We start from the raw sequence: 23,749 nt of genomic DNA, 5'->3' as shown, positions 1-23,749 counted from the left end.
TTACTTGATCATGTAGATCGTGGCGAACAGGCCGATCCAGACGACATCGACGAAGTGCCAGTAGTAGGACACGACGATGGCGGCTGTCGCCTGCTCGTGGGTGAACCTCTTGGCCGCGTACGTCCGGCCGAGGACCAGCAGGAAGGCGATGAGGCCGCCTGTCACGTGCAGTCCGTGGAAGCCGGTCGTCAGGTAGAACACCGAGCCGTACGGGTCCGACGAGAGCGACAGGCCCTCGTGCTTGACCAGCTCGGTGTACTCGTACACCTGGCCGCCAATGAAGATCGCACCCATCACGAACGTGATGATGAACCAGGTCCTGAGCTTCTTCACATCGCCCCGCTCCGCAGCGAAGACGCCGAGCTGGCAGGTGAGGGAGGAGAGCACCAGGATCGAGGTATTGGTCAGCGAGAACGGGAAGTTCAAGGCCGAGGCCTTTTCCGCCCAGAACTCGGGACCGGTCACCGATCGAAGGGTGAAGTACATCGCGAAGAGGGCCGCGAAGAACATCAGCTCGGAACTCAACCAGATGATGGTTCCGACGCTGGTGAGGTTCGGTCGATTGACCGACGGGTGCGCGTGCCCGGTATCTACTGTCGTTGCTGTCGCCACGACCGACATTATGTCGGTCGCTTATCCCGCCCTCACCCCGGGGGGTGCCGTTCGGAGTGTCAAGAGGGTGTGTCCTGCCCGAACGGCCCATCGAAGAGCGGTCCGAAGCGGTGTGGACGGGGGGTGCGACGGAGTAGCATCCGCGCATCGGAACCGGCCCCAGCAGCCGCCTGTAGAGCCCCGAAAAGCCCGAGATCACCGCGTAACCGGACGTCACGGAGGAACAATGCAGCAGCCGACCGCCACGGTGCTGGTCTACAGCGACGACGCCAACACCCGCCAACAGGTGCGGCTCGCGGCCGGTCGCAGGCCGGCCGCCGACGTACCGCCGGTCGAGTTCCTGGAGTGCGCCACGCTGCCCGCCGTCCTCGCGGCGCTGGACGCCGGCGGCGTCGACGTGTGCGTGCTCGACGGCGAGACCGCCCCGGCGGGCGGCATGGGCGTCTGCCGGCAGATCAAGGACGAGATCTTCGACTGCCCTCCCGTGCTGCTCCTCATGGGCCGCCCGCAGGACGCCTGGCTGGCCACCTGGAGCCGTGCGGAGGCCGCGGTGACGCTGCCCGTCGAGCCGGTGGAGTTCGCCGCCTCGCTGGCGGCCCTGCTGCGTTCCCGGCGCGCCGGGTCCGCGGCGGTGTCCGCACGGGCCTGACAGCGATCCGCACGGACACCGCCGCACGCCGCTCCCCCGCACCCCCGGGCCCTCAGACCCGGGGGCGCAGGCGCGGGGCCCGGACGCGGTCGCGCTGCTGCTCGGTGACGTCGAACAGCGCGCTGCCCTTGCGCCACTTCTCCCAGGGGACGTTCCAGTCACCGAAGCCGTTGCCGAACGGGTCCATGGCGCCGCCCCAACTGCCGACGACCTTGACGATGTCGCCCTCGCGGACGTTCTCGTAGAACCACGCTGCGTTGCCGGTGGACATGCCGGTGCAGCCGTGGCTGACGTTCGCGTACCCCTGGGAGTCGACGGACCAGGGCGCCGCGTGCAGGTACTCGCCGCTCCAGGTGACCCGGGTCGCGTAGTACACCGGCAGGTCGTACGAGTCGTTGGTGCCGCGGGGGATCCCGATGCTGGTGCCGCGCATTCGTACGAAGTACTCCTTGCCCAGTACGACCTTGACGCCGTTGCGGGTGGCGTAGCCGGGCTTTCCGGTGGTCACCGGAATGGTGTTGATCACTTCGTCGTTGCGCTTGACCGTCATGTAGTGCGACGAGGCGTCGGTGACGGCCTCGACCTTGTCGCCGATGGTGAGCTTCAGGGGCGCTGTGGCGGCCCCGTAGAGGCCCTTGGCGACCTTGATGCCCTCCAGGCTGCTGCGCGCCCGCACCGTGGCTCCCGCGGGCCAGTAGGTGCGCGGGCGGTAGTGCAGGAGGTCGTCCTCCACCCAGTACCAGGAGCCCTCGACGGCGGGCTCGGATTCGACCTTCAGGGCGCGCTCCACCACCGCGCGGGCGCGCGGGTCCTTGACCGCGGCGCTGAGCTCCGCGGTGACGGGCTGTCCGACGCCGTACGTGCCCGCGTCCGGCCCGAACTGCACCTTCAGCGCCTTCTTGCCCGCGGCCGTCCGGAACCCGAGCCTGCGCACGCCGGGCGCGCCCTCCTGGTCCTCGGTGCTGACCCTGACGGTGTACTGCGCGCCCGCGGCCAGCGGGGAGGTGGAGTGCCAGCGGGAGCCGTCGGCGGAGAGTTCGCCGGCCACCCGGCGGCCCTGGGCGTCCGCGGCGACCACGTCGGTGATCCGGCCCTCCTGGCCGGTCGCGGTCACCTCCAGGGGCTTCGCCGGGTCGGCGTCCCTGCCTTCGGGGAGCCCGTTGAAGGAGATCTGCCGCGCCGCGTCGTACGGGGCCGAGGCGAGCGGGCTGCCCTCGGAGGTGTCGCATGCGGCCAGCCCCGCTCCGAGGGAGGCGATCAGCAGGGTGCAGCTCAGGACCGTCCGGGCGCGGGGTGCGTGGCTCATAAACACACGATATGAAGGGGCGTCAGGTCGGGCGCGTTGGGCACCGTGAAGTGACTGCAAACGAATGAGGGGCCCGCGCCCCGGAGTGGTTCCGGTGCGCGGGCCCCTCATGCGAGGCGCCTGGTGGCGAGTGCTACTGGGTGCGGTTCTCACCGCGGTAGAACTCGAAGACCCAGCCGAACAGGCCGACCATGATCAGCGGCAGCGAGAAGAACAGCAGCCACCAGCCGATCGCGATGGCGAGGAAGGCGAAACCGCCGCCGATCGCCAGCGAGAGCGGCTGCCAGCTGTGCGGGGCGAAGAAGCCCAGCTCGCCGGCCTCGTCCGCGACGTCGGCCTGCTTGTTGTCCTGGGCCATGGCGTCGACCCGCTTGGCCGTGAAGGCCAGGTAGAAGCCGATCATGAGGCTCAGGCCGAAGGCCAGGACGAGCGCCGTGGTGCCCGCGGGCTCCTTGGACCACACGCCGTACACGACGGCCATGATCCCGACGAACACGCTCAGCCAGATGAAGAGCCAGCCTTGAATCTTCACTTGCCGGACTCCTTCGAGCTGAGAGCGAGCGGCTCGATGCCGTTGTCCCGGTGGTTCTCCAGCTGGTCGATCGCGGAGATCTCCGGGTGGTGCAGGTCAAAGGCCGGGGATTCGGACCGGATGCGCGGCAGCGTGAGGAAGTTGTGCCGCGGCGGCGGGCAGGACGTCGCCCATTCGAGCGAACGGCCGTAGCCCCAGGGGTCGTCGACCTCGATCTTCTTGCCGTACTTCGCGGTCTTCCACACGTTGTAGAAGAACGGCAGCATCGACAGGCCCAGCAGGAAGGAGCTGATGGTGGAGATCGTGTTCAGCGCGGTGAAGCCGTCGGCCGCCAGGTAGTCCGCGTAACGACGCGGCATGCCCTCGGCGCCCAGCCAGTGCTGCACCAGGAACGTGCCGTGGAAGCCCACGAACAGCGTCCAGAAGGTGATCTTGCCGAGCCGCTCGTCCAGCATCTTGCCGGTGAACTTCGGCCACCAGAAGTGGAAGCCGGAGAACATCGCGAAGACCACGGTGCCGAAGATGACGTAGTGGAAGTGCGCGACGACGAAGTACGAGTCGGAGACGTGGAAGTCCATCGGGGGCGAGGCCAGGATGACGCCGGTCAGACCACCGAAGGTGAAGGTGATCAGGAAGCCGACGGCCCAGAGCATCGGGGTCTCGAAGGACAGTGAGCCCTTCCACATCGTGCCGATCCAGTTGAAGAACTTCACACCGGTCGGCACCGCGATGAGGAACGTCATGAACGAGAAGAACGGCAACAGCACGCCGCCCGTCACGTACATGTGGTGGGCCCAGACGGTCACCGAGAGGCCGGCGATCGCGATGGTCGCGGCGATCAGACCGATGTAGCCGAACATCGGCTTGCGGCTGAAGACCGGAATGACCTCGGAGATGATGCCGAAGAACGGCAGGGCGATGATGTACACCTCTGGGTGTCCGAAGAACCAGAAGAGGTGTTGCCACAGAATCGCGCCGCCGTTGGCGGCGTCGAAGATGTGGGCGCCGAACTTGCGGTCCGCCTCCAGGGCGAACAGCGCGGCCGCCAGCACCGGGAAGGCGAGCAGGACCAGCACACCGGTCAGCAGCACGTTCCAGGTGAAGATCGGCATCCGGAACATCGTCATGCCGGGCGCGCGCATGCAGATGATCGTGGTGATGAAGTTGACCGAGCCGAGGATCGTGCCGAAGCCGGAGAAGGCCAGACCCATGATCCACATGTCGGCGCCGACGCCCGGCGAGCGGACCGCGTCCGACAGCGGGGAGTAGGCGAACCAGCCGAAGTCGGCGGCGCCCTGCGGGGTGAGGAAGCCGGCCACCGCGATGATCGAGCCGAAGAGGTACAGCCAGTACGCGAACATGTTCAGCCGCGGGAACGCCACGTCGGGCGCGCCGATCTGCAGCGGCATGATCCAGTTCGCGAATCCGGCGAACAGCGGCGTCGCGAACATCAGCAGCATGATCGTGCCGTGCATCGTGAACGCCTGGTTGAACTGCTCGTTCGACATGAGCTGCGTGCCGGGACGAGCGAGTTCGGCGCGCATGAAGAGCGCCATGACGCCGCCGATGATGAAGAACACGAACGACGTGATGAGGTACATCGAGCCGATCGTCTTGTGGTCAGTGGTGGTGAGCCACTTGATCACGATGTTGCCCGGCTCCTTGCGCCGCACCGGCAGCTCGTTCTCGTACGAGTCGACTGCTGCCGCGGCACCCTTGGGTTCGTTGAGGATGCTCACAGTTTGTTCGTCTCCGCATTCCGGGCCGGGTCGGTCTGGGCGATGCCGGACGGGATGTATCCGGTCTGCCCCTTCTTCGCCAGGTCCTTGAGGTGCTGCCGGTACTCCTCCGGGGAGACGACCTTGACGTTGAAGAGCATCCGGGAGTGGTCCACGCCGCAGAGCTCGGCGCACTTGCCCATGAAGATGCCCTCCTTGTTGGGGGTCACCTCGAAGGCGTTGGTGTGGCCCGGGATGACGTCCTGCTTCATCAGGAACGGCACCACCCAGAAGGAGTGGATGACGTCACGGGACGTCAGCACGAACCGGACCCGCTCGCCCTTGGGCAGCACCAGGGTCGGGCCCGGGTTGCCGTTCTCGGGGTTCCGGGTGCCCGGGATGCCGTAGTCGTAGACGCCCTCGGCGCCGTCCGGGAACTGCTTGGAGTAGCGGTCCGGGATGGCGTTCAGTTCCTTGGGAACGCCGGTCTTCAGCTTGGTCTTGGGGTCCGTCTGCGGACCCGTGGCGGTGTTGCCGTCCACGTCCTCGACGTAGTTGAAGCCCCAGCTCCACTGGTAGCCGACCACGTTGACCGTGTGCGTCGGCTTCTCGTCGAGATGCAGGAGCTTCGACTCGTCGCGGGCGGTGAAGTAGAACAGCACCGAGACGATGATGATGGGTGCGACCGTGTACAGCGCCTCGATGGGCAGGTTGTACCGGGTCTGCGGAGGTACCTCGACCTTGGTGCGGCTGCGCCGATGGAAGATGACGCTCCACAGGATCAGGCCCCACACCAGCACGCCCGTGACGAGCGCAGCCGCCCACGAGCCCTGCCAGAGGGAGAGGATTCGCGGCGCCTCTTCCGTTACCGGGGTGGGCATCCCCAGTCGGGGGAAGTCCTCCCATGTGTACGAGCAACCAGAGGCGGTCGCCAGGACCACGCCCGCGGTCAGCACCTGGAGCAGCTTCCGCCGCATCGGGCGCCGCGACGAGCGGTCGGAGCCGTTGGGACTCACGTAGCGCCTTCCCGAGAGTCTCGCCCGCGCGTGTAGTGGCTGCGGCCGTCTGTCTAGGTCGGTCGCCGGCCCTGACGCGGGCAGGGGTTTGGATGTTTATGCGGACCAAACCCTACTGGACGCTATTTGGGGTCGCGCGGGGAGGGTGCCCAACGCGCCGCACCGCGCCCCGAAGGGATGGCTCCGCCGTCAGTTCCCGGGCGGAAGCACCGCCTCCGCCCGGGAACTGACGGACCCTTCCCCGACGGCGGTACGGGGCCGGGCGCACCCGGCGGCTAGCGTGGCCGCGTGCCCTACTTCGACGCAGCCTCCGCCGCCCCCCTGCACCCCGTCGCCCACCAGGCGCTGCTTGCCTCCCTGGACGAGGGGTGGGCCGATCCGGCCCGGCTGTACCGGGAGGGACGGCGGGCGAGGCTGCTGCTGGACGCCGCCCGGGAGGCCGCGGCGGAGGCCGTGGGCTGCCGCGCGGACGAGCTGGTTTTCACCCCTTCGGGAACGCACGCGGTGCACACCGCGATTGCCGGAGTGCTCGCCGCGCGTCGGCGTGTCGGCCGCCGTCTGGTCCGCTCCGCGGTCGAGCACTCCTCCGTGCTCCATTCGGCCGACGCCCATGTGGCGGGCGGCGGGTCGGCGCAGGAGGTGCCGGTGTCGTCGTACGGGGCCGTGGACGTGGCTGATTTCGTACGGGCGGTGGAGACGGAGGGGACCGCCCTGGCCTGCCTGCAGTCCGCCAACCACGAGGTCGGCACCCTCCAGCCGGTCGAGGAGGTCGCACACGCGTGCCGGGAGGCAGGTGTGCCGCTGCTGGTGGACGCGGCGCAGTCGCTGGGGTGGGGGGAGGTGCGCGGGCCGTGGTCGGTGCTGACCGCGAGCGCGCACAAGTGGGGCGGCCCGGCGGGGGTGGGGCTGCTGGCGGTCCGCAAGGGCGTGCGGTTCGCGGCGCCGGGGGCGGTGGACGAGCGGGAGGCGGGGCGCTCCCCCGGGTTCGTGAATCTGCCCGCCGTCGTGGCGGCGGCCGCGTCGCTGCGGGCGGTGCGGACGGAGGCCGACGCGGAGGCGGCGCGGCTGCGGGCCCTGGTGGAGCGGATCCGGGCGGGGGTGCGGGAGGGCGTGCCGGACGTGGAGGTGGTCGGCGACCCGGTGCGCCGGCTGCCGCACGTGGTGACGTTCTCGTGCCTGTACGTCGACGGGGAGAGCCTGTTGCACGCGCTGGACGCGGAGGGCTTCTCGGTGTCGTCGGGGTCGTCGTGCACCAGCAGCACGCTCACGCCCAGTCACGTGCTGCGGGCGATGGGGGTGCTGTCGGAGGGGAACGTACGGGTCTCGCTGCCGAGGGGGGCGGCGGAGGAGGACGTGGAGCGGTTCCTGCGGGTGCTGCCCGAGGCGGTGGCGGGGGTGCGGGGGGCGCTCGGCGCGCCGGGCGAGGCGTCCGGCGGCGCCGCGGCGGGCCCCGGGTCCCTCGTCGTGGACGCGCTGGGCAGGCGCTGCCCGATTCCGGTGATCGAGCTGGCGAAGGTCATCGGCGACGTGCCGGTCGGGGGCACGGTGACCGTGCTCGCCGACGACGCGGCGGCCCGGCTGGACATCCCGGCGTGGTGCGGGATGCGGGGGCAGGAGTACGTCGGGGAGACGGCGCGGGGGCGCTACGTGGTCCGGCGGACCCAGTAGCGCCGGGCCCCGGCCCCGCCGTACCGGGAGGAGCGCCGGCCCCGGGCCCCGGACGGGGCGCGGGACCGGCGCGGGCCGTCAGGCCAGGTGCTTCTGGACGTCGGCGGCGGCCTCTTCGCCGTACGCCTTGGTGAAGCGCTCCAGGAAGCGGGCCCGGCTCAGGGTGTACTCCTGGGTGCCCAGGGTCTCGATGACCAGGGTGGCGAGCATGCAGCCGACCTGCGCCGCGCGCTCGTGGCTCACGCCCCAGGACAGGCCCGAGAGGAAGCCCGCGCGGAGGGCGTCGCCCACGCCGGTCGGGTCGACCTTCGCGTCCTCCTCCGGGCAGCCCACCTCGATGGGCTCCAGGCCGAGCTTCTCGATGCGCACGCCGCGCGAGCCCAGCGTGGTGACGCGGTGGCCGACCTTGGCGAGGATCTCGGCGTCCGTCCAGCCGGTCTTCGACTCGATCAGGCCCTTCTCGTACTCGTTGGAGAAGAGGTACGTCGCGCCTTCGAGCAGGGTGCGGATGTCGTCGCCCGACATGCGCGCGATCTGCTGCGAGAAGTCCGCGGCGAAGGGGATGGTGCGCGAGCGGCACTCCTCGGTGTGCCGGAGCATCGCCTCGGGGTCGTCGGCGCCGATCAGGACCAGGTCCAGGCCGCCCACGCGGTCGGCGACGGACTTCAGTTCGATCTGGCGGGCCTCGCTCATCGCGCCCGTGTAGAAGGAGCCGATCTGGTTGTGGTCGGCGTCCGTGGTGCACACGAAGCGCGCCGTGTGCAGCACCTCGGAGATGCGGACGGAGGCGGTGTCCACGCCGTGCCGGTCCAGCCAGGCGCGGTACTCGTCGAAGTCGGCGCCGGCCGCGCCGACCAGGATCGGCCGGGCGCCGAGCTGGCCCATGCCGAAGCAGATGTTGGCGCCGACACCGCCGCGCCGTACGTCGAGGGTGTCGACGAGGAAGGAGAGGGAGACCGTGTGCAGCTGGTCCGCGACCAGCTGGTCGGCGAAACGGCCGGGGAAGGTCATGAGGTGGTCGGTGGCGATGGAGCCGGTGACTGCGATACGCACGGCGGGGGTGCTCCCTGGGGGGACGACGGGACGGAAGAGAACGACGCTTCACGCTACCGGTTGGGACCCGTTCGGCCGACGAGGCAAAACTACCCGATAGTAGGGCTTTTTCGTCGCGACGGCAGGTGCGTACGGTGCGAGGAGACCGGGGTTCCGCGTCAAGGCGGCCCCTTGAGCACGGGAGCCCTTCGCATGCACGAGCACAGCGTCACCGCCCCTTCCGGCCGGCCCCTCCGTGCCGACGCCGACGGGGGCTGGGCACAACTGCACGGGGACTGCGCGCGCATGGTGCCGCACTGGGCGGTCCCGGCCGCGGACGTCGTGCACGTCCCCGCGTCGCTGATCCACGGCGTCGTGGTGCCCTCCGCCTCGGCGCGGCTGGTGGGCGCGATGCCCGAGTACGGGGCCTGACCCGCGCCCACGGGGAACCGCGCGCGGGCGCGCTCCGTCACACCGGTGTCTCCTGTGCGGGAGGCATCCGGCGGTGGTGCGGGCGAGGGAGCGATCCGGTGAGCAGCGAGCAGCAGGCGCAAGAAGGCCCCCGGCGACGGATTCCGCTGGTCGCGGCCTCGGTGGCGGCCGCCGTGCTGCTGGTGGGCGGCGGCGGCGCGTACTGGGCGTCCACCGCGGGCGGCGGCGCGCCGAGCAGCCCGCGCGCCCCCGGCGGCGCCCCTCCCCCGCTCTCCCTCGGCAGCGGCACGGACGCCACCTCCGGCGGTACGGGCACGGGCCCGGCCGGCATCGCGCCGGGCGAGCCGGACCCGTACGGGCACGGCCCGGTGGTCTACCGGGCCGACGGCGCGCTGCCGAAGGCTCCCGCGACGGCCCCGGTGCACCGGGCGCAGGGCGCGGTCGGCGCGGCCGAGGTGGCCCGGCTCGCGAAGGCGCTGGGCGTCGAGGGCGCCCCGAGGCTCAGCGGCGACTCCTGGCAGGTCGGAGCCGGGCCGGACGGCACGGGGGCGCGGCTGCGGGTGACGCAGCGGGCTCCCGGCATGTGGACCTTCACCCGGCACTCCCGGACGGACGGCGGCGGCAGCGTCGACTGTGTGCGGGGCAAGCAGTGCGCCTCGGGGACGCCGGTGGACGAGGGGACCGCGAAGAGGGCCGCCGCCCCGGTGCTCAGGGCCCTGGGGCTCGCGGGCGCGAAGCTGGACGCTTCGCAGGTGCTGGGCGGGTCGCGGGTGGTGAACGCGGACCCGGTGGTCGGCGGGCTGCCCACGTACGGCTGGACGACCGGCCTGCCGGTCGGGCCGGGGGGCGACGTGGTGGGCGGCAGCGGCCAGTTGACGCCGCTGACCCGGGGTGCCGCGTACCCGACGATCGGGGCGCAGAAGGCGATCGAGCTGCTGAACCGGGCGGCGCGCGGGGTGCGGCCCGACATCGCGGGCTGCGCCGACCCGGTGCCCGTGCGGGAGAAGGAGACGCCGCGGGAGACGGTGGAGGTGGGGCCTCCGGTGGGCGAGCTCCCGCCGTGTGCGCCGCGCACGACCGCGCCGCGCACCGTGGACATCGCGTCCGCGGCCTTCGGTCTCGCGGTCCAGTACGCGGACGGGCAGCAGATGCTCGTGCCGTCCTGGCTGCTGCGGGTGGCGCCGGGGGGCGGAGCGGCGCGGGAGACGGTGACCTACCCGGCGGTGGACCCGGCGTTCCTGAAGGCGCCCGCGCCCCCGGCGGAGGACCCGGCGACGCTCACGCCGGGGACGGTTCCGGACCGGAAGGTCGAGTCGTACGCGACGGACGGCAGGAGGCTCACGCTCGGCTTCTGGGGCGGGGCGTGCAGCACGTACGCCGCGAAGGCGGTCGAGGACGGCGGCGTGGTGCGGGTACGGGTCGTGGAGACGGACCCCGATCCCGAGCGGATGTGCGTCGCGGTCGCGAAGAAGCTGACGGCTTCGGTGGAGCTGAGCGGGCCGCTCGACGGGCGGCGGGTGGTCGGCGAGGACGGGAAGCCCGTCCCCCGGGGGTGAGGCGGGCCGGGGGCGGAGAACGCGGAGAACGACGAAGGCGGTGGGCACGGACCCTCGGGTCCGTGCCCACCGCCTTCGCTCGCGCCGAGGTCCCGTTCGTCAGTTGAACGAGTCGCCGCAGGCGCAGGAGCCCGTGGCGTTGGGGTTGTCGATCGTGAAGCCCTGCTTCTCGATGGTGTCGACGAAGTCGATGGAGGCGCCGCCCAGGTAGGGGGCGCTCATCCGGTCGGTGACGACCTTCACACCGTCGAAGTCCTTGACGACGTCGCCGTCGAGCGAGCGCTCGTCGAAGAAGAGCTGGTACCGCAGACCCGAGCAGCCGCCGGGCTGCACGGCGACGCGGAGCGCCAGGTCGTCGCGGCCCTCCTGGTCGAGCAGGGCCTTCACCTTGGCCGCGGCGGCGTCGGACAGGAGAATGCCGTCGCTCACGGTGGTCTTGTCGTCCTGAACGGACATCTACATCTCTCCCGGGTTGTACGGACTGCTTGCCGACGGTTGCAACCGACGGGGCCGCGGATTCATTCCGGGCCTGAGCGTGGATGGTGCTCCTTTCATGCTCGCACACCCGCATCCGTCCGGAACGGGGGCAGTGGGGCGGAAACCCGCCCCGGGAGGGCCCCTTGCCGCCCGCCGGGAATTCGTCACATCGACGAGAGCGGCATCGTCAAACTGACGTGAAGCGTTTATCATAGATAGCGTCGTTTTGACGAAAAGGCCCTTCGTTCCATCCTCCGGGGCCGCTCTCGCATCTCGCAGAACAGAAAGGGTGCGTGTCGTGACCACCGCCCAGCCCCGCCAGGCCGTCGAGCTCGACGTCCAGCCCTCCCCCCTCGCCCTGCTGCTGCTCGGCCGCGAGGCCGACCCGCGCAGCGAGCGCGGCGTCGAGTGCCCCGGCGACCTGCCGTCCCCGTCCGACCCGGACCTGGTGGAGCGCGCCCGCGCGGCCAAGGAGAAGCTCGGGGACAAGGTCTTCGTGCTCGGCCACCACTACCAGCGCGACGAGGTCATCCAGTTCGCCGACGTGACCGGCGACTCCTTCAAGCTGGCCAGGGACGCGGCCGCCAGGCCGGAGGCCGAGTACATCGTCTTCTGCGGCGTGCACTTCATGGCCGAGTCCGCGGACATCCTCACCTCCGACGACCAGAAGGTCGTGCTGCCGGACCTGGCGGCGGGCTGCTCGATGGCCGACATGGCCACCGCCGAGCAGGTCGCGGAGTGCTGGGACGTGCTCACGGACGCCGGCGTCGCCGATGCCGTGGTGCCCGTGTCGTACATGAACTCCTCCGCCGACATCAAGGCCTTCACCGGCAAGCACGGCGGCACCATCTGCACCTCCTCCAACGCGAAGCGGGCCCTGGACTGGGCCTTCGAGCAGGGCGAGAAGGTGCTCTTCCTGCCGGACCAGCACCTGGGGCGCAACACCGCCGTGCGGGACATGGGGATGTCGCTGGACGACTGCGTCCTGTACAACCCGCACAAGCCCAACGGCGGGCTGACCGCCGAGCAGCTCCGCGACGCGAAGATGATCCTGTGGCGCGGGCACTGCTCGGTGCACGGGCGCTTCTCGCTGGAGTCCGTGGAGGACGTACGGGCCCGGATTCCGGGGGTACGGGTCCTGGTGCACCCCGAGTGCAAGCACGAGGTCGTCGCGGCGGCGGACGAGGTCGGCTCGACGGAGTACATCATCAAGGCCCTGGAGGCGGCCGAGGCCGGTTCGAAGTGGGCGATCGGCACCGAGCTGAACCTGGTGCGCCGGCTGGCCAACGCGCACCCGGACAAGGAGGTCGTCTTCCTCGACAAGACGGTCTGCTTCTGCTCGACCATGAACCGCATCGACCTGCCGCACCTGGTGTGGACGCTGGAGTCGCTGGCGGAGGGCACGCTGGTCAACCGGATCGAGGTGGACCGGGAGACGGAGAGCTTCGCCAAGCTGGCGCTGGAGCGGATGCTGGCGCTGCCGTAGCCGGCCGCGGCGCTCCCGCAACGGGTCCCGCCGCTGTGATGGCGGCCCGGGGACCGATGAGTTTCGCTGGAAGGAGCGGTCAACCCTCCAGAACGGCAGCACGCCGGAAGAAACGCATCGGTCCGAGGAGCGCACGCCATGCTGTACATGATCCAGATGAACGTCGACGCCGCCGAGTGGGACAGCGTCATGTCGAGCTACTCGCAGGACGACATGCAGGCGATGTTCGCCCACATGGAAGACCTGAACAACGAGCTGACCTCGGCGGGCGAGATGGTCGAGGCGCGGGGGCTCGGCGGGCCCTCGCTGGCGAAGACCGTACGGGCGGACTCCGACGGAAAGCCCCGCGTCACCGACGGCCAGGCGGTCAAGGGCCCGATCCTGGCCGGGTACTGGGTGGTGGACGTGAAGAGCGAGGAGCGGGCGTACGAGATCGCGGCGCGCGCCTCCGCCTGTCCCGGCCCCGGCGGCACGCCGGGCAACGACCCGGTCGAGGTGCACCCGCTTCCGGAGTACGAGCCCACGACGGCCTGAGGCCACGGCATGAGCACATGAGTAAGGGGCGCCCTCCAGGGAGGGCGCCCCTTACTCATGCCGTGCCAAGGAGGGTCAGACGGTCACCGGCTCCCGGTCGCCGTCCTTCGCCCCGGCGGCCGCGTCGGGGCCGTCCGGTCCGCCCTTCCTGGCCGCCTTCTTCGCCGCCCGGCGCTCCTTGCGGAGTTCCACCACGGCGTACAGCGTCGGCACCAGGAGGAGGGTGAGCAGCGTCGAGGTGATCAGGCCGCCGATCACCACGATGGCCAGCGGCTTGGAGATGAAGCCGCCCTCGCCGGTGATGCCCAGCGCCATCGGCAGCAGCGCGAAGATGGTCGCGAGGGCCGTCATGAGGATCGGGCGCAGTCGGTGCCGGCCGCCCTCGACGACCGCTTCGACGACGCCCAGGCCCTCGGCCCGGTACTGGTTGATCAGGTCGATCAGCACGATCGCGTTGGTGACCACGATGCCGATGAGCATCAGCATGCCGATCATCGCCGGGACGCCCATCGGGGTGCCGGTGGCGAGCAGCAGGCCGATCGCGCCGGTGGCGGCGAACGGGATGGACACCAGCAGGATCAGCGGCTGGATCAGCGACTTGAAGGTCGCCACCAGCAGCATGAAGACGATCGCGACGGCCGCCAGCATGGCCAGGAAGAGCTTGCCGAAGGTGTCGTCCATGTCGGAGGAGACACCGCCGACGGAGACGTAAGCGCCCTGCGGCAGTTCCTTCTCCACCTCGTCGATCTTCTTGGTGAGGGCGGCGGAGACGGCGCCCGTGTTGTCGCCGACCGGCTTGGCGGTGACGGTCGCCGAGCGGGCGCCGTCGATGCGGGTCATGGAGACCGGGCCGTCGACCAGCTTGACGTCGGCGAGCCGGCCGAGGGTCGCGCCCGGGCCGAGCGGCAGGTTCTTCAGCTCGTCCAGCGTCGTCGCGGGCTTCGCCGAGGTGACGACGATGTCGCGCTCGGTGCTGTCCAGCACGGCCTTGCCCGCCGGGGTGCCCCGGACGGCCTGGGCGACGACCGCGCCGAGCGCCGCGTCGCTGAGGCCCGCCCGGGCGGACCTCTCGGTGCCCTTGACGGAGATGCGCGGCACCGACTGGGCCAGGTCGCTCTGCACGTCGGTGACGTCATCCAGCCCGGCCACGGCCTTGCGGACCTGCTCGGAGGCCCTGGCCAGGGTGTCGGCGTCGGACGCCTTGACGACGACGCTCAGGTCCTGGCCGCCGAAGCCGCCGCCCCCGCCGACCTTGGTCTGCCCGGCGCCCTTGAGGCCGGCCAGCTTGTCCTCCAGCTCCTCGGTGACCGCCTCGGTGTCCTCGGCGCTCTTCAGGGTCAGCTGGTACGAGGCCTGGTTGGCGCCTGAGCCGCCGCCGAAGGCCGCCATCATGCCGGACGAGCCCACGGTGACCTGGTAGTCCTTCACCTGGTCGACGGACTCGATGACCTTCTCGACCTTGCGCGCGGCCTCGTCGGAGGCCTCCAGGCCGGTGCCGGGCGCCAGCTTCTGGGTGAGCGAGAGGGTGTCCTGCTCGCCCTCGTCGAAGAAGTTGGTCTTGAGCATCCCGGCCATCGGCACGGTGACCGCGAGCACGACGACCGCGATCCCCACGCTGACCAGGCGGCGCTTGGTGGCGAAGCGCAGCACGGGGACGTACATCCGCTGGAGGCGGCTCTTGTTCTCCTTCTCCTCGGCGGCCCGGCGCAGTTCGGCTGCCGTCGCCGGGGCGGCGTCGCCTCCGGAGCCCTTGGGGGCGCGCAGGAACCAGTACGAGAAGACCGGTACGACGGTGAGGGAGACCAGCAGCGAGGCCAGCAGGGCGGCGGTGACGGTGATCGAGAACGAGCCGAAGAGCTGGCCGACCATGCCGCCGACCAGGCCGATGGGCAGGAAGACGGCGACCGTGGTGAGGGTGGAGGCGGTGACCGCGCCCGCGACCTCCTTCACGGCGGTGGTGATGGCCTGGTGGCGCTCCTCGCCGTAGGAGAGGTGGCGCTTGATGTTCTCCAGGACGACGATCGAGTCGTCGACGACGCGGCCGATGGCGATGGTCAGCGCGCCGAGGGTCAGGACGTTGAGGGACAGGTCCCGCGTCCACAGCACGATCAGCGCGAGGACGACCGACAGCGGGATCGAGATCGCGGTGACCAGCGTCGAACGGACCGACGCCAGGAAGACCAGGATGACGACGACCGCGAAGGCGAGACCGAGCGCGCCCTCGGTGGTCAGGCCGGAGATCGACTTGGAGACGGAGGGGCCCTGGTCGAAGACGGTGGTCAGGGTGGCGCCGGAGCCGAGGCCGTCGCGCAGCTCGGGCAGCTTGTCCTTGACGGCCTTCGAGATGGCGACGGCGCTGCCGTCCTGGTCCATGGTGATCGAGACGGACAGGCTGGGCCTGCCGTTGGTGCGGGTCAGGGAGGTGGCCGGGGCGGGCTTCTCCTGGACCGCGGCCACGTCGCCGAGGCGCACGGGAGCGGGGGGCGTGGTGTCACCGGGCTTGGCCTGACCGCTGATCCGCAGGTCCTGGATCTGCCGGAGCGAGGTGAGGGCGCCGCCGACCTGGACGGTGCGGCTCCTGCCGTCCTCGGTGAACGCGCCGGCCGGGACGGCGGCCCCCGCCTGCTGGAGCGCCTGGCCGAGCGTCATCGCGTTGAGTCCGGCGGCGGCCAGCTTCGCGTCGTCGGGGGTGACGGTGACCCGGAGCTCCTGGACGCCGGCGACGGTGACCTGGCTGACGCCCTCGATGTTCTTCAGCACCGGGACGACCGTGCGGTCCAGCCGGGCGGCGAGCGCCTGCTGGTCCAGGTCGGAGGTCACGGCCAGGGTGACGGTCGGCAGGTCGTCGGTGGAACCGGCCACGACCTGCGGGTCGACGTCCTTGGGGAGCAGCGCGCGGGAGCGGTTGACGGCCTGCTGGACGTCGGCGACGAGCTGCTTGGAGCCCTCGTCCCCGTAGTCGAACTGGGCCATGATCACGGCGGAGCCCTCGCTCGCCGTGGAGGTGATGGACTCGATGCCGTCGACGGCCTTGAGGGAGTTCTCGAGGGGCTCGACGACCTGCTTCTCGACCACGTCGGGGGCGGCGCCCTGGTAGGGGGCGACCACGGACACCATCGGGAGTTCGATGGTCGGCAGCAGTTGCTGCTTGAGCTGCGGAATCGCGATCGCACCGAACACGATCGCGACGATCGACATCAGCCCTATCAAGGCCCGTTGGGCGAGGCTGAACCTGGACAGCCAGGACATGGGTGGGGTCTCTCTTCCGTGGCGCTCGGCGGCGAGGATGCAGGCGGACGGGCCCCTCCGCGGGGTGCGGGGCGGGGGCACGGGTGGTCCGTTCCATACGATCCGGCATCCGCGGACCGGTCCTTGTCGGCCCCAGGTGCCTTTCTGGGCGGGGGTGTACCGCAGGTGGAGTACGCGGGGGCGCGGTGGCGCTCCACCCTTGGGCGTACGGGGCGGGGCGGACCGCTTCGGGAGCCGTCCGGGGCGCCGGGCCGCGCGACGGCCGGGGCGCGTCCGCGCGGGACCGGGACCGCCGCCGGTCCGCACCGGACCCGGGCGGGCCCGGGAGGTCAGTCCGTGCGGGGGCGGACCAGGCCGGACTCGTAGGCGAAGACGACGAGTTGCGCGCGGTCGCGGGCGCCGAGCTTGGCCATGGCCCGGTTGACGTGGGTCTTCACGGTGAGGGGGCTGACGGCGAGGAGTTCGGCGATCTCGTCGTTGGAGTTGCCGCCGCCGACGTGGACGAGGACCTCGCGCTCCCGGACGGTGAGGGCGGCCAGGCGGGCGGCGTGCATGCCGTCGGGGGCGGGCCGCGGGGCGTGTCCCTCGCCCTGGGCGAGGAAGGTGGCGATCAGCCCCTTGGTGGCGGCCGGCGACAGGAGGGCCTCCCCGCCGGCGGCGATTCGGATGGCGTTGAGGAGCTCGTCGGGCTCGGCGCCCTTGCCGAGGAAGCCGGAGGCTCCCGCGCGGATCGACTCGACGACGTACTCGTCGACCTCGAAGGTCGTGAGCATCACGACGTGCACGGCCGCCAGCCCGGGGTCCGCGCCGATCTCGCGGGTGGCGGCGAGGCCGTCGGTGCCGGGCATCCGGATGTCCATCAGGACGACGTCGGGCCGGTGGCGGCGGGTCAGCTCCAGGGCCTGCGCGCCGTCGGCGGCCTCCGCCACGACCTCCATGTCGGGCTCGGAGTCGACGAGCACCCGGAAGGCGCTGCGCAGGAGGGCCTGGTCGTCGGCGAGGAGGACCTTGATGGGCGGCAGGGCTGCCTCGGGCGTCGTACTCATGCGTGCTTCTCCCCCGGGCCGGGCTGCTGTGGGCGGGGCGCGGCTGCGGTGTCCCCGGCGCCGGCGGGCCGGGCGGCGGCCGCCCGGGTACCGGCTGTGACGGGCAGGATCGCATGCACGCGGAAGCCGCCGCCGGGGCGGGGTCCCGCGGTGAGGGCGCCGCCGAGGGCGCTGACGCGTTCGCGCATGCCGAGGAGTCCGTGGCCGCCCTCGGTGGCCGGGGGCGGGGTCTCGGTGCCGTCGTCGAGGACGGTCACCTCCAGCACGTCCCCGCCGCGCACGACGCCGACCTCGGCCTCGGCGCCGGGTCCCGCGTGCTTGCGGACGTTGGTGAGGGCTTCCTGGACGATCCGGTACGCGGTCAGGTCGACGGAGGCGGGGAGGGCCCGGTCGTCGTCGGTACGGGTGAGGGCGACGGGCAGCCCGGCGTTGCGGAAGGTGTCCAGGAGGGCGTCCAGGACGGCGAGGCCGGGGGCGGGTTCGGTGGGGGCGGAGGGGTCGCCGGACTGGCGGAGCAGGCCGACGGTGGCGCGGAGTTCGCCCAGTGCGGAGCGGCTGGCCGCACGGACGTGGGCGAGGGCCTCCTTGGCCTGGTCGGGCCGCCTGTCCATGACGTGGGCCGCCACCCCGGCCTGCACGTTGACGAGCGCGATGTGGTGGGCGACGACGTCGTGCAGCTCGCGGGCGATGCGCAGCCGCTCCTCGGCGACGCGCCGGCGGGCCTCCTCCTCGCGGGTGCGCTCGGCGCGTTCGGCGCGCTCGCGCATGGCGTCGACGAAGGCGCGGCGGGAACGGACCGCGTCCCCGGCGCTCGCCCCGATCCCGGTCCAGGCGAACAGCCCCACGTTGTCCTGGGCGTACCAGGGGCCCTCGCTGAAGAGCATGGCCGCGCCGGTCAGGACGACCATCGTGAGCAGCCCGATGCGCCAGGTGGTGGGGCGGTCGGTGCGGGCCGCGACGGTGTACAGGGCGACGACCGCGCTCATGGCGACGGGGGCGGGCGGGTCGCTGGACGTGAACGCGAGCGCGGCGACGGCGAGGGAGCCGGTGACGGCCAGGACGGGCAGGGGGCTGCGGCGGCGGTACACGAGGGCGACGGCCGCGCACACCATGAGGACGACGCCGCGGGGGTCGGGGGTGCGGGCGCCGAAGGAGGGGCCGTGCACGCCGTCGTGCGGGTCGGCGAACGAGGCGCCGATCATGCAGACGAGGACGAGGGCGGCGAGACCGGCGTCGAAGGCGAGGGGGTGGCTGCGCAGCCAGCCGCGGGGACGGGCGAGACCGCTCTCGGGGCGGCGACTGCGGCTCATGCCTTCACGGTACGGGCCCGGAGCACGCCTCCGCGCCGACCCCCGGCTCCCCCGCGCGGCCGGGCCCCTCCAGGGGCACGGGGAACCGCGCGAGCAACCACGACGCATCCGCACACTCCCCACCCGGGGCGACGCCCCTCCAGGGGCACGGGGAACCGCGCGAGCAACCACGACGCACCCGCACGACTCCGACCCGGGATGCGCCCCGACAGGGGCGCGGGGAACCGTGCGACCAGCCACGGCGCGCCCGCACGGGAACCGTTCCCGGTGAGAAGGGCTGAGCCCCGGGGCCGGGGGGGGCGCCGGGGCTCAGTGAGGAGTGGGAGGGAGGGGCGGGGTCAGCCCGGGATGAGGCCGTCGTCGGAGAGGAGGGAGCGGACTTCCTCCAGCGTCGAGTCCGGCGCCGGCAGGATCAGCTCCGAGGGCGCCAGCGAGTCGTCCGGCAGGGGCGTCCCCAGGGCCCGGACCGCGTCCAGGAGAGCGCCCAGCGTGCGCCGGAAGCCGGGACCGTCCCCGACCTCCATCTCCGCCAGCAGTTCGTCGTCGAGCGCGTTCAGCTCGGCGAAGTGGCTGTCGGCCAGGTCGAGCTGGCCCTCGCCCATGATCCGTACGATCACGGCGCTCCTCCTGTCGGGACTCGGGGACGGGCTGCTACTGCTTGTCGAAGCGGGGGCGGGACTGGTCCTGGACCTGGTGGCCCTGCTGGCCAGTGCTCTGTCCCTGCCCGCCCTCGATCGCCTGCTGCGACGGCCCGCCGGCCAGCTCCTGCTTCATCCGCTGGAGCTCCAGCTCGACGTCCGTACCGCCGGAGAGGCGGTCCAGCTCGGCCTGGATGTCGTCCTTGGCGAGCCCGGAGGAGTCGTCCAGCGCGCCCGAGGCGAGCAGTTCGTCGATCGCGCCCGCCCGGGCCTGGAGCTGCGCGGTCTTGTCCTCGGCGCGCTGGATCGCGACGCCGACGTCGCTCATCTCCTCGGAGATGCCGGAGAAGGACTCCGCGATCCGGGTCTGCGCCTGGGCGGCGGTGTAGGTGGCCTTGATGGTCTCCTTCTTCGTGCGGAAGGCGTCCACCTTGGCCTGGAGGCGCTGGGCCGCCAGCGTCAGCTTCTCCTCCTCGCCCTGGAGGGTCTGGTGCTGCACCTCCAGGTCGGACACCTGCTGCTGCAGCGCGGCACGGCGGGACAGCGCCTCGCGGGCGAGGTCCTCCCGGCCGAGCGCGAGCGCCTTGCGCCCCTGGTCCTCCAGCTTGGAGGACTGGCTCTGCAACCCGTTGAGCTGCAGTTCGAGCCGCTTGCGCGACGTGGCTACGTCGGCGACCCCGCGTCGTACCTTCTGCAGCAGTTCGAGCTGCTTCTGGTACGAGTAGTCCAGCGTCTCCCGCGGGTCTTCGGCCCGGTCAAGGGCCTTGTTCGCCTTCGCGCGGAAGATCATCCCCATACGCTTCATGACACCGCTCATGGGCTTCGCGCGCCCCCTTCTGACGGACTCCGGCTCCTGGCCACTCCAACGGACCCAACACTACGGGCCCTGTCTCCATTACCGCACTGTTCCGGCGCCGATGCGCTCGTCCTTAGGGACGACTGTGGCCGGCCGGGCTCAGGCGTAGGGAGTAGAGGCGACCCTGGCAAGGCCGCCGTCGGGGCGGCGGGGGGGGCCGGATGGACGCAGGTGTTGCCGGATCGTTCCCCCTGACGCTGGGGTGCATGCGCCGCAACCCGTACCCTTGGGTTTTGTGTTCCGTAGCCGTGCCAACTCCAGCGCTGAGAAGACCGCCGTCACCGACAAGGTGACGGCCGACCTCTCCAAGCAGCCCCGTGACCCGCAGGCGCCCAAGGGGCGTCCCACCCCGAAGCGCGCCGTGGCGCAGTCGCAGCGGCGTACCGCTGCGACGCCCCCGGCGAACCGCAAGGAGGCGATGAAGCGCCAGCGGGAGGCCCGCCGCGCCGACCTCGCCAAGCAGCGCGAGGCGCTCGCCAGCGGTGACGAGCGGTACCTGCCCGTCCGTGACAAGGGCCCGGTGCGCAGGTTCACCCGCGACTTCGTCGACTCGCGCTTCTTCGTCGCGGAGTTCTTCCTGCCGATGGCGGTGATCATCCTGGTGCTGAGCATGATCCAGGTCGGCAACCTCCAGACGGTCTCGCTGCTGCTGTGGATGGTCGTCATCGTCCTCATCGTGATCGACTCGATCGGGCTGGCGATCCGGCTGAAGAAGCAGGTCAACGCCCGCTTCCCGGACGAGCCCAAGCGCGGCGTCATCGCGTACGGCCTGATGCGCTCGCTCCAGATGCGCCGGCTGCGCCTGCCGAAGCCGCAGGTCAAGCGCGGGGAACGGCCCTGAGCACGGACACCCCCCAGGTTTCGGGAGCCCCGTCGACCGCCGCTCCGGCGGATTTCGGCGGGGCTTCCTCCGCATCCGTCGCGGGGCCGGGGGGCCTGCGCACCACGGTGCGGCAGGAGCTGGTCGCCCGGCAGCTCGACGAGCAGATATCGGCGCGCTTCCCGGTCGGCCGGCGGCTGCGGGTGCTCGACGTCGGCACGGGCCCGGGCACCCAGGCCCTGCGCCTGGCCCGCGCGGGCCATCAGGTGACGGGCCTGGAGTCCGACGGCGACCTGCTGGCCGCGGCCCGCCGGGCGCTCGCCGACGAACCCGCCGGAATCCGCGAGCGCGTACGGCTGATGCACGGCGACGGCCGCGACACCGGGGTGCACTTCCTGCCCGGCAGCTTCGACGTCGTGCTCTGCCACGGGGTCCTGATGCACGTCGCCGAGCCGGACGCCTTCGTGGCGGGGCTGGCCCGGATGCTGGCCCCCGGCGGGCTGCTGTCCCTGCTCGTACGCAACGCGGACGCCCTCGCGATGCGCCCCGGGCTCGCCGGGGACTGGGCGGGGGCCCTCGGCGCGCTGGACACGCCGGCGTACACGAACCGGCTCGGGCTGCGCGTGCGGGCCGACCGGCTGGACGCGCTGACCGCGACGCTCGCCGGGATCGCGGCCCCGCTGCACGCCTGGTACGGGGTGCGGGTCTTCACCGACAACGAGCCGGACGGGGCGCAGCCGCTCGCGGCGGACGAGCTGGCGCGGGTGCTGGAGCTGGAGGACCGGGCCGGGCGCACCGACCCGTACCGGCGGGTCGCGGCGCTGCTGCACCTGTGCGGCGTACGGGGCTGAGGCCGGGCGGCGGAAGAACCTCGCCGTCCCCGTCAGGTGGAACGGCCCGTACCGCGTCCGCTTCAGCGTGACCCAGAACCCGCAGCAGCCCGTCCCGGCGTCCGGCGAGCAGGTGAACGCCCACGGTGCGTCCGGCACGCCCGGTACGCCCAAGCTGCCCGCCCGGGAGACCTGGCGGGAGCTGTACCGGCACTTCCGGCCGCACCGCTGGACGGTCCTGCTCGGCGCGCTGCTCACCCTGGTCGGCTCCGCGACCGCGCTCAGCCAGCCGCTCGCCGCCAAGGCGCTCGTCGAACGGCTCGGCGGGGATCAGTCGATCACCGGGATCCTGCTCCTGCTGACGGTGCTGGTGGTGCTCGGCACCGCCGTGCACGCGGTGGGCTCGTACGTGCTGGAGCGCACCGCCGAGTCCGTGGTGCTGGCCGCCCGGCGCAGCCTGATCGGCCGGCTGCTGCGGCTGCGGGTGCCGGAGGTGGAGCGCACCCAGCCGGGCGACCTGATGTCGCGGATCACCTCCGACACCACGCTGCTGCGCACGGTCACCACCCGTTCCATCGTCTCGGCGGCCAACGGCAGCCTCACCTTTCTGGCGACGATCGCGATGATGGGCCTGATGGACCCGGTGCTGCTCGGGGTCACGCTCGGGGTGATCGTGCTGATCGGCGGGTCCGTCGGGTTCGTCATGCCGAAGATCTCGAAGGCCACCAAGCGCTCGCAGGAGGCCGTCGGGGCGATCTCGACGGTCCTGGAGCGGGTCTTCGGCGCCTTCCGCACGGTCAAGGCCTCGGGCGCCGAGGCACGCGAGGCCGCGGTCGTGGAGGCCGCCGCGCAGGAGGCCTGGCGGCACGGGGTGCGCTCGGCCAAGTGGCAGTCGCTGGCGCAGAGTTCGATCGGGCTCGCGGTCCAGGTGTCGTTCCTGGCGGTGCTGGGGATCGGCGGGGCGCGGGTCGCGTCGGGCGACATCTCGGTGGCCTCGCTGATCGCCTTCCTGCTGTTCCTCTTCTACCTGATCGACCCGATCTCCGAGCTGGTGGACGCCGCCACCCAGTACCAGGTGGGCTCGGCGGCGGTCGCGCGGATCGTGGAGGCGGAACGCCTGGCGACGGAGGAGACGGGGACCGGCTCGGCCGCGGTGCCGGGCGGGCCCGCGCGGGTGGCCTTCGAGGGCGTCGTCTTCCGGTACCGGGAGGAGCTGCCGTACGTCCACCACGGGGTGGACTTCGAGGTGCCGGGCGGCGGCATGACGGCCTTCGTCGGGCCTTCGGGGGCGGGCAAGACCACCGTGTTCGGGCTGATCGAGCGGTTCTACGAAGTGACCGGCGGCCGGGTGCTGGTCGACGGCCGGGACGTGCGCGACTGGCCGCTCGGCGAGCTGCGGGCGTCCATCGGGTACGTCGAGCAGGACGCGCCGGTGCTGGCGGGGACGCTGCGCGAGAACCTGGTGTTCGCCGCGCCGGACGCGACGGCGGCAGACATCCAGGAGGTCCTGGTCAAGGCGCGGCTGGACGGGCTGGTGGAGCGGCTGCCGGACGGCCTGGAGACGGTCGTCGGGCACCGGGGGTCGAAGCTGTCGGGCGGCGAGCGGCAGCGGGTGGCGATCGCGCGGGCCCTGCTGCGCAGGCCCCGGCTGCTGCTGCTCGACGAGGCGACGTCGCAACTGGACGCGGTGAACGAGCTGGCGCTGCGGGACGCGGTGGCGGTGGCGGCGCGGGAGACGACGGTGCTGGTGGTGGCGCACCGGCTGTCGACGGTGACGATGGCGGACCGGATCGTGGTGATGGACGCCGGGAAGGTACGGGCGGTAGGCACGCATGGCGAGCTGGTGGCGGGGGACGCGCTCTACGGAGAGCTGGCCGCGACGCAGTTCCTGACCGTTGCCGACGCCGGGCCGGCGGCTCCCGCGGTCCCCTGATCGGACCCTTCCGGCGGGCCGTGTCCCCGTACCGAAGGGAGACTCCCGT

21 protein-coding genes are annotated in these 23,749 nt (G+C 71.8%); 9 read left to right on the top strand and 12 right to left on the bottom strand.

Annotated features, from left to right (window positions below; genetic code table 11):
• Entirely contained in the window at window positions 1–621 is a 621-nt protein-coding gene (locus ACIP93_RS11065) for a heme-copper oxidase subunit III (RefSeq protein ID WP_189821776.1), read from the bottom strand.
• Window positions 622–838: 217 nt separating this feature from the next.
• Here ACIP93_RS11065 and ACIP93_RS11060 point away from each other — a divergent pair, with 217 nt between their 5' ends.
• A complete protein-coding gene (locus tag ACIP93_RS11060) occupies window positions 839–1,261 on the top strand; it encodes a hypothetical protein (protein WP_345223660.1) in 423 nt (140 codons plus the stop codon).
• 52 nt (window positions 1,262–1,313) lie between these two features.
• Here the strand turns inward: ACIP93_RS11060 and ACIP93_RS11055 are convergent, their stop codons facing one another.
• The 4 genes from ACIP93_RS11055 to coxB form a co-directional block, all read right to left on the bottom strand.
• On the bottom strand, window positions 1,314–2,567 hold the full coding sequence (locus tag ACIP93_RS11055; RefSeq protein WP_401757501.1) for an Ig-like domain-containing protein: 1,254 nt from the start codon (window positions 2,565–2,567) through the stop codon (window positions 1,314–1,316).
• Window positions 2,568–2,700: 133 nt separating this feature from the next.
• Complete coding sequence (locus ACIP93_RS11050; protein WP_345223656.1) at window positions 2,701–3,099, bottom strand: cytochrome c oxidase subunit 4; 399 nt, start codon at window positions 3,097–3,099, stop codon at window positions 2,701–2,703.
• Window positions 3,096–4,838, bottom strand: coding sequence for a cytochrome c oxidase subunit I (gene ctaD / locus ACIP93_RS11045; RefSeq protein ID WP_345223654.1), 1,743 nt, complete (start codon window positions 4,836–4,838; stop codon window positions 3,096–3,098). Before ctaD ends, ACIP93_RS11050 begins: the two co-directional genes overlap by 4 nt.
• Complete coding sequence (gene coxB / locus ACIP93_RS11040) at window positions 4,835–5,833, bottom strand: cytochrome c oxidase subunit II (protein WP_345223651.1); 999 nt, start codon at window positions 5,831–5,833, stop codon at window positions 4,835–4,837. Before coxB ends, ctaD begins: the two co-directional genes overlap by 4 nt.
• 288 nt (window positions 5,834–6,121) lie before the next feature.
• On the opposite strand from coxB, the gene ACIP93_RS11035 reads away from it, so the two are divergent.
• On the top strand, window positions 6,122–7,501 hold the full coding sequence (locus tag ACIP93_RS11035; RefSeq protein ID WP_401757498.1) for a cysteine desulfurase/sulfurtransferase TusA family protein: 1,380 nt from the start codon (window positions 6,122–6,124) through the stop codon (window positions 7,499–7,501).
• Between the two features lie 78 nt (window positions 7,502–7,579).
• Here the strand turns inward: ACIP93_RS11035 and ACIP93_RS11030 are convergent, their stop codons facing one another.
• A complete protein-coding gene (locus ACIP93_RS11030) occupies window positions 7,580–8,554 on the bottom strand; it encodes a carbohydrate kinase family protein (RefSeq protein WP_345223650.1) in 975 nt (324 codons plus the stop codon).
• Window positions 8,555–8,746: 192 nt separating this feature from the next.
• Here ACIP93_RS11030 and ACIP93_RS11025 point away from each other — a divergent pair, with 192 nt between their 5' ends.
• Together ACIP93_RS11025 and ACIP93_RS11020 are read left to right on the top strand one after the other, a co-directional pair.
• Window positions 8,747–8,965, top strand: a complete 219-nt coding sequence (locus ACIP93_RS11025) for a hypothetical protein (RefSeq protein ID WP_345223648.1) — start codon at window positions 8,747–8,749, stop codon at window positions 8,963–8,965.
• Window positions 8,966–9,063: 98 nt separating this feature from the next.
• Window positions 9,064–10,521 carry a hypothetical protein gene (locus ACIP93_RS11020; protein ID WP_401757496.1) on the top strand — a complete coding sequence of 486 codons (1,458 nt, stop codon included), beginning with the start codon at window positions 9,064–9,066 and terminating at the stop codon, window positions 10,519–10,521.
• A gap of 99 nt (window positions 10,522–10,620) precedes the next feature.
• Here the strand turns inward: ACIP93_RS11020 and ACIP93_RS11015 are convergent, their stop codons facing one another.
• On the bottom strand, window positions 10,621–10,977 hold the full coding sequence (locus ACIP93_RS11015) for an iron-sulfur cluster assembly accessory protein (RefSeq protein ID WP_345223644.1): 357 nt from the start codon (window positions 10,975–10,977) through the stop codon (window positions 10,621–10,623).
• A 310-nt stretch (window positions 10,978–11,287) separates the two neighbouring features.
• On the opposite strand from ACIP93_RS11015, the gene nadA reads away from it, so the two are divergent.
• A complete protein-coding gene (nadA, locus tag ACIP93_RS11010; protein ID WP_380836964.1) occupies window positions 11,288–12,484 on the top strand; it encodes a quinolinate synthase NadA in 1,197 nt (398 codons plus the stop codon).
• 138 nt (window positions 12,485–12,622) lie between these two features.
• Window positions 12,623–13,018, top strand: coding sequence for a YciI family protein (locus tag ACIP93_RS11005; protein ID WP_401757493.1), 396 nt, complete (start codon window positions 12,623–12,625; stop codon window positions 13,016–13,018).
• A gap of 75 nt (window positions 13,019–13,093) precedes the next feature.
• Here ACIP93_RS11005 and ACIP93_RS11000 read toward each other — a convergent pair whose 3' ends face one another.
• From ACIP93_RS11000 to ACIP93_RS10980, 5 genes are all read right to left on the bottom strand, one after another.
• Complete coding sequence (locus ACIP93_RS11000) at window positions 13,094–16,267, bottom strand: efflux RND transporter permease subunit (RefSeq protein WP_401757491.1); 3,174 nt, start codon at window positions 16,265–16,267, stop codon at window positions 13,094–13,096.
• A gap of 329 nt (window positions 16,268–16,596) precedes the next feature.
• A complete protein-coding gene (locus ACIP93_RS10995; protein WP_345223637.1) occupies window positions 16,597–17,313 on the bottom strand; it encodes a response regulator transcription factor in 717 nt (238 codons plus the stop codon).
• The gene (locus ACIP93_RS10990; RefSeq protein ID WP_401757489.1) at window positions 17,310–18,623 is read right to left on the bottom strand and encodes a sensor histidine kinase; all 1,314 of its coding nucleotides are present in this window, start codon (window positions 18,621–18,623) and stop codon (window positions 17,310–17,312) included. The genes ACIP93_RS10995 and ACIP93_RS10990 overlap by 4 nt, the downstream gene beginning before the upstream one ends.
• A gap of 338 nt (window positions 18,624–18,961) precedes the next feature.
• Window positions 18,962–19,240, bottom strand: a complete 279-nt coding sequence (locus ACIP93_RS10985) for a hypothetical protein (protein WP_345223631.1) — start codon at window positions 19,238–19,240, stop codon at window positions 18,962–18,964.
• Window positions 19,241–19,274: 34 nt separating this feature from the next.
• Entirely contained in the window at window positions 19,275–20,078 is an 804-nt protein-coding gene (locus tag ACIP93_RS10980; RefSeq protein WP_345223629.1) for a PspA/IM30 family protein, read from the bottom strand.
• Between the two features lie 274 nt (window positions 20,079–20,352).
• Between ACIP93_RS10980 and ACIP93_RS10975 the strand changes: the two genes are divergently transcribed.
• The 3 genes from ACIP93_RS10975 (at window position 20,353) to ACIP93_RS10965 (ending at window position 23,700) form a co-directional block, all read left to right on the top strand.
• Complete coding sequence (locus ACIP93_RS10975) at window positions 20,353–20,958, top strand: DUF3043 domain-containing protein (RefSeq protein WP_345223626.1); 606 nt, start codon at window positions 20,353–20,355, stop codon at window positions 20,956–20,958.
• A gap of 95 nt (window positions 20,959–21,053) precedes the next feature.
• Window positions 21,054–21,788 (top strand): methyltransferase domain-containing protein, encoded by a 735-nt coding sequence (locus tag ACIP93_RS10970; protein ID WP_345226531.1) that lies wholly within the window; start codon window positions 21,054–21,056, stop codon window positions 21,786–21,788.
• Between the two features lie 112 nt (window positions 21,789–21,900).
• Window positions 21,901–23,700, top strand: coding sequence for an ABC transporter ATP-binding protein (locus ACIP93_RS10965; RefSeq protein WP_401757938.1), 1,800 nt, complete (start codon window positions 21,901–21,903; stop codon window positions 23,698–23,700).
• The last annotated feature ends 49 nt before the right edge of the window (window positions 23,701–23,749 follow it).

The sequence above is a fragment of the Streptomyces sp. NPDC088745 genome, assembly GCF_044751045.1.
GTDB classification, from domain to species: domain Bacteria; phylum Actinomycetota; class Actinomycetes; order Streptomycetales; family Streptomycetaceae; genus Streptomyces; species Streptomyces cremeus.
The sequence above is the reverse complement of the archived record's forward strand: the minus strand, read 5'-3'. Positions and strand labels throughout refer to the sequence as shown.

Coding starts and splice junctions, on each gene's coding strand:
- ACIP93_RS11015 (WP_345223644.1), bottom strand. CDS start 10,977: ATGTCCGTTCAGGACGACAAGACCACCGTGAGCGACGGCATTCTCCTG.
- ACIP93_RS11005 (WP_401757493.1), top strand. CDS start 12,623: ATGCTGTACATGATCCAGATGAACGTCGACGCCGCCGAGTGGGACAGC.
- ACIP93_RS11065 (WP_189821776.1), bottom strand. CDS start 621: ATGTCGGTCGTGGCGACAGCAACGACAGTAGATACCGGGCACGCGCAC.
- ACIP93_RS10980 (WP_345223629.1), bottom strand. CDS start 20,078: ATGAGCGGTGTCATGAAGCGTATGGGGATGATCTTCCGCGCGAAGGCG.
- ACIP93_RS11025 (WP_345223648.1), top strand. CDS start 8,747: ATGCACGAGCACAGCGTCACCGCCCCTTCCGGCCGGCCCCTCCGTGCC.
- ACIP93_RS10990 (WP_401757489.1), bottom strand. CDS start 18,623: ATGAGCCGCAGTCGCCGCCCCGAGAGCGGTCTCGCCCGTCCCCGCGGC.
- ACIP93_RS11060 (WP_345223660.1), top strand. CDS start 839: ATGCAGCAGCCGACCGCCACGGTGCTGGTCTACAGCGACGACGCCAAC.
- ACIP93_RS10995 (WP_345223637.1), bottom strand. CDS start 17,313: ATGAGTACGACGCCCGAGGCAGCCCTGCCGCCCATCAAGGTCCTCCTC.
- ACIP93_RS11055 (WP_401757501.1), bottom strand. CDS start 2,567: ATGAGCCACGCACCCCGCGCCCGGACGGTCCTGAGCTGCACCCTGCTG.
- ACIP93_RS11000 (WP_401757491.1), bottom strand. CDS start 16,267: ATGTCCTGGCTGTCCAGGTTCAGCCTCGCCCAACGGGCCTTGATAGGG.